At 61.1% G+C, this 4018-nt stretch carries 4 protein-coding genes; all 4 read right to left on the minus strand.

Annotation, left to right across the window (positions count from 1 at the left end):
- A partial coding sequence (locus WCG50_RS17940; protein WP_336900962.1) for a MotA/TolQ/ExbB proton channel family protein occupies positions 1–478 on the minus strand: 478 nt, incomplete at its 3' end.
- 6 nt (positions 479–484) lie between these two features.
- Entirely contained in the window at positions 485–1141 is a 657-nt protein-coding gene (locus WCG50_RS17945) for a TonB family protein (protein ID WP_336900965.1), read from the minus strand.
- A 106-nt stretch (positions 1142–1247) separates the two neighbouring features.
- Positions 1248–3578 (minus strand): TonB-dependent receptor, encoded by a 2331-nt coding sequence (locus WCG50_RS17950; protein ID WP_336900963.1) that lies wholly within the window; start codon positions 3576–3578, stop codon positions 1248–1250.
- Between the two features lie 78 nt (positions 3579–3656).
- A complete protein-coding gene (locus WCG50_RS17955) occupies positions 3657–4016 on the minus strand; it encodes a DUF2946 family protein (RefSeq protein WP_336900964.1) in 360 nt (119 codons plus the stop codon).
- Between the last annotated feature and the right edge of the window lie 2 nt (positions 4017–4018).

The following is a 4018-nucleotide window of genomic DNA, read 5'->3' on the forward strand; positions in this document are numbered from 1 at the left end:
CGCCAATCGCCAGCAGCGCGTGGTAAATGCCCCAAACGGTGCCGAACAAGCCGACAAACGGCGCCGTGGAACCGACCGACGCCAGCACCGCCAACCCGGATTGCAACTGCGCCGTGGCGTCGTCAATGGCACTGCGCAAACAGCGCGTGACCCAGTCGTTGAGGTCAAGCGAATCGTTCAGGTGCGGCTTGCCGTCCTGCGGTTTCAAGTGCGCATCGGCCTCATGACCTTTGAGTGCGAGTTGGCGAAACGGGTTGCTTTCGTCGCCGCCGAGCGCGGTCACACCCGCTTCAAAATCGGGCGCGAGCCAGAAGTCTTCGGTCGCTTTGGCGTCTTTAGCCATCTGGCGCAGGGCCAGCGCCTTGATCAAAATGACCATCCACGACGACAGCGACATCACCAGCAGCAGCAGCGCCACGCTGCGGGTGACCCAATCGCCTTGCGTCCACAGGCTCAACAGCCCAGATTGCGAATTCATAAACAACTACTCCAATACAAAATTAATCGGGACGTTAAACCACATCGCCTCGGCCACGCCACCGCGCTTGCCCGGCACGTAGCGCCAGCGCTGGGTGGTGCTCAGGGCCGCCTGATCCAGGCGGTCAAAGCCGCTGGACTGGCGAATCTCGGCTTTTTGCGCCGTGCCATCGACGCCAATCAGGACCCGCACCACGACCTTGCCCTGCTCGCCCAGGCGCTTGCTCATCGCCGGGTACGCGGGCTTGGGGTTTTGCAGGTAGTCGGCGTCGCTGGAGGGCAGCTCCACTTTGACTGCGGCCACCGGCGCTGGGTTGGTCGCGACCGGTGCGGTGATCGGCGGCAGTGCTTTAGGCGGCGCCACCACACCCACCGGCGCATTGGGCGCCGGGGTCGGGTCGGCAATGGCCAGCGGAATCGGTGGCGGCGGCAGCGTGGTAGCTTTGGCGATAGCCGGTGGCGTCACCGCTTTCGGCAGCACCGGGGGTGGCGGCGGCGCTTCTTTGGGCTTGGGCGGCTCAATGAACTCACTGAGAAGTTGCACCGGCACCAGCACTTCGACGGCGCGCCGGAGCAAGCCGGTTTGCAGCAACCACAGCGCCGCCCCATGGAACAGCAGGACGCTGGCCACGATGACGACGTTGCGGGAGACCTTGGGGAACATCAGCCGGCCACGCCAGGGCAAGGGTTAAAACAGGCTCTAGCGCCCGTTGATACTGCGCTAATAGCTATTTTTTTTATAGCGTTTGAAGTTTTCATGGCGATCATTGTTACTTCAAACTGTAGCGCAGCTCGGTCTGGATCGAACGCTGCGGCAAACTGTGCGCTTGCCAAGCTTGCGCGTTGGTCAGGTTGTCGATGCCCGCACTCCAGGTCCACTCCTTGCTAAAGTGCCAGGCGGCGTGCACATCCACCTGGTTGACGCTGGAAGTACCGCCATACACATCGGGGTTGATGTCGGTGTTGAGCTGTGTGTTGTACATCCGCCCGGCCCAGCGCCAGGCGCCGGAGAACAGCCACTGGTCATTGGGCCGGTAGCTGGTTTGCAAGGTATAGCGTTGCTTGGGAATGCGCAACCAGTTCATGCCGACCGAGGCCGGCAAGGCGGCGTTCTCGGCCACGCGTGAGTCAACCCAGGTCGCGTTGCCACTCAAGTCCAATCCCTTGATGCCGACATCGCGGCTTTGCCATGCCAACTCCAGGCCGTTGGTCACGACCCGGTCCACATTGCTCACACGGGTCACGCTGGGCGTGACGGTGGCATCGCTTTGCCGCAGGATGGTGTCGGTCACGTCATCGCGAAACAGGCTGGCGCGCAGCGTACCCTTGTCAAAGTAGCGTTCGGCGGACAGTTCCACCGAGGTTGAGCGCTCAGGGCGCAGGTTCGGGTCGTTGAACGTGATGCTGGTGCCGGTTTTGGACCCATTGAACAACTCATCCACATTGGGAAAGCGCACGCCCTGCCCGGCACTGACCTTGAGCAGTAAATCATCTCGCGCCGCCCAAGCCAGGGAGAGCTTGGGGCTGGTCGCTTGCAAGCTGCGGACCGGGTAGGTCGCAGGCGCCACACCGGTAAAAAACTGGGAGCCGTCATAGGAGTCGAACTGCTCCTGGCGCACACCGGCCGTGAGCATCAGGTCTGGCGTGAGTTGCCAGGCATCTTGCGCATAGGCGGCCGTGATGCTGGTCTTGCCATAGTAGTTCTGGTTCAGCGTGCTCTCCGAATTGCGCCAGTCGGTCGAGTTGTTCACCACGTTGTTCAGGCGGTAGTCGTTGTGGTGCAAGCCGAAGGTGAGCGCGTGTTTACCATCGCCAAAATCACCTTTTGTGGGCGTGTAGGTGCTTTGGACTTCAAAGGTATCCCAGCCGGTACCGTCACGACGGGTCGCTGTGCCAAGGCCGCCCCAGGCCGCCACGGGTTGGGCGGCGAAGGCGACACGGTTCACATCGTTGACGATGGCAAAGTCGGTCAGCACCACCGAGGCGTTCCAGCCGGTCGCATGTTTGGTTTTCCAGGTGAAGCCGAGTTGGCGGTTGTCTTCATCGCGCTGGCTGGGGGCAAATGGACTGGCGGTGGTGGCGTTGCCCGCCGCCAGATTGAAGCCTTTGACGCCGTCGTTGACCAGTCCGCTCCAGACCGGGTTGCCGTTGGCGTCTTTCAAATAGGTTTGCGTGGTGACCGTGCTCTTGTTCTGCCAGTAGGAAACACGCCCCTCAATCTCCTGCGTGGCAGACAACGCGTAACCCAGGCGCAAATTCATCGTGTCCTGCACCGTGTGGTCGATGCTGGTGGCACCAAACAGGGCGCGGTCCACGCCGCTGGGGTCTTTGTCGTAGGCGATGCCGGTGACGCGGGTACCCGCCAGGGTGGGACTGAACTGGCCAGTGGCGCCGCGCAAGACGTTGGCAAAGCCCATCGGATGACCGGTCACGTCCTGGTGTTGCAAGCCCAAGGAATACCAGAGACCTGAGTCCAGTTTGGAGGCCAAACGGGCCGAGGCCATCACGCCTTCAAAGCTGTCGCTGGTACCGTATTCACTGAACGACTGACGGTTGTACTTGAGACTGGCCGAGGCTTCGAAGCCCTGTGGTTTGCGCTCGGTCACGCTCACGGTGGTCCCAATCGAATTGCCGGGGTAAATGGCCGAGTAAGGGCCGTACAGCATGTCGACCCGCTCAATCGCCTCGTTGTTGATCATGTACCAGCGCGGCGCATCAAAGCGCCCCATGAACGTGGAGATCAAGTACCCGTCCACATACACCAAGGCCCGCCCCGGCTCCAAGACGCCAAAGCTGCGTCCGCCCACATTGGCATTGCGGTCGCCAAAGTAGCGCTTGCGTACCGTGGTGCTGGGCAAGTAGCGCAGGGCATCTTCGGGGTTGAACAGGTTTTGCTCTTCCAGATCACGCGCCGTTTTACTGGCGGTGCTGTTGGGCAGGTTGGGGTCCAACTGAGCGCGGGACTCGGTCACGCTGACGGGCTTGAGTTGTGCCTCGGTGGCAATGCCCTGCGCCAAAGCAACGTAAGGAATCAGCGCCAGCGCGCCAACGAGAGGAAGCAGGCGAAAAGAAACGCCCAAAGCAATACTATTTTTCCGCATGGAAAATCTCCGAAATTATTAACAAAATAGGCGTCTAGCCCCCGTACGACGGGCGCAAGACGCTATGAATTCAATAGTTCAGGAGAAAGCGGGCGGGCCCCGCGCAGGCGGCGGCAGGGCCGTGAGAGACGCGATGTGGGCCGCCGGGATGCTTTGCATCACGTAGGCCAGCGGCTGAATGGGCTCTGCCGTCAAACGCACAAACGGAGTAGGAGGCGCGAGATGAGTGACGCACAAGGGGCAGTCCAGCGTGTGGCTCAAGACACTTTTGGTGTCGTCATCGGTCTGAATCTGCAGTTTCATCACACCCGCACCAGAACAGATCAGCTCCATGGGCTTGGGGTTGACGAGCGGCGAGGCAATCGCTACGCCAACCGACAAAGCGAACCACACCAGCACGAAGCGGGCGATTAGTTTGATGTTGGTCAAGGAACGCATGG

The organism is Rhodoferax sp. (genome assembly GCF_037143375.1).
Lineage (GTDB): Bacteria > Pseudomonadota > Gammaproteobacteria > Burkholderiales > Burkholderiaceae_C > Rhodoferax.

Excerpts from the sequence above, each read along its gene's own strand:
- WCG50_RS17945 (WP_336900965.1), bottom strand. The coding sequence starts at position 1,141 with ATGTTCCCCAAGGTCTCCCGCAACGTCGTCATCGTGGCCAGCGTCCTG.
- WCG50_RS17950 (WP_336900963.1), bottom strand. The coding sequence starts at position 3,578 with ATGCGGAAAAATAGTATTGCTTTGGGCGTTTCTTTTCGCCTGCTTCCT.
- WCG50_RS17955 (WP_336900964.1), bottom strand. The coding sequence starts at position 4,016 with ATGCGTTCCTTGACCAACATCAAACTAATCGCCCGCTTCGTGCTGGTG.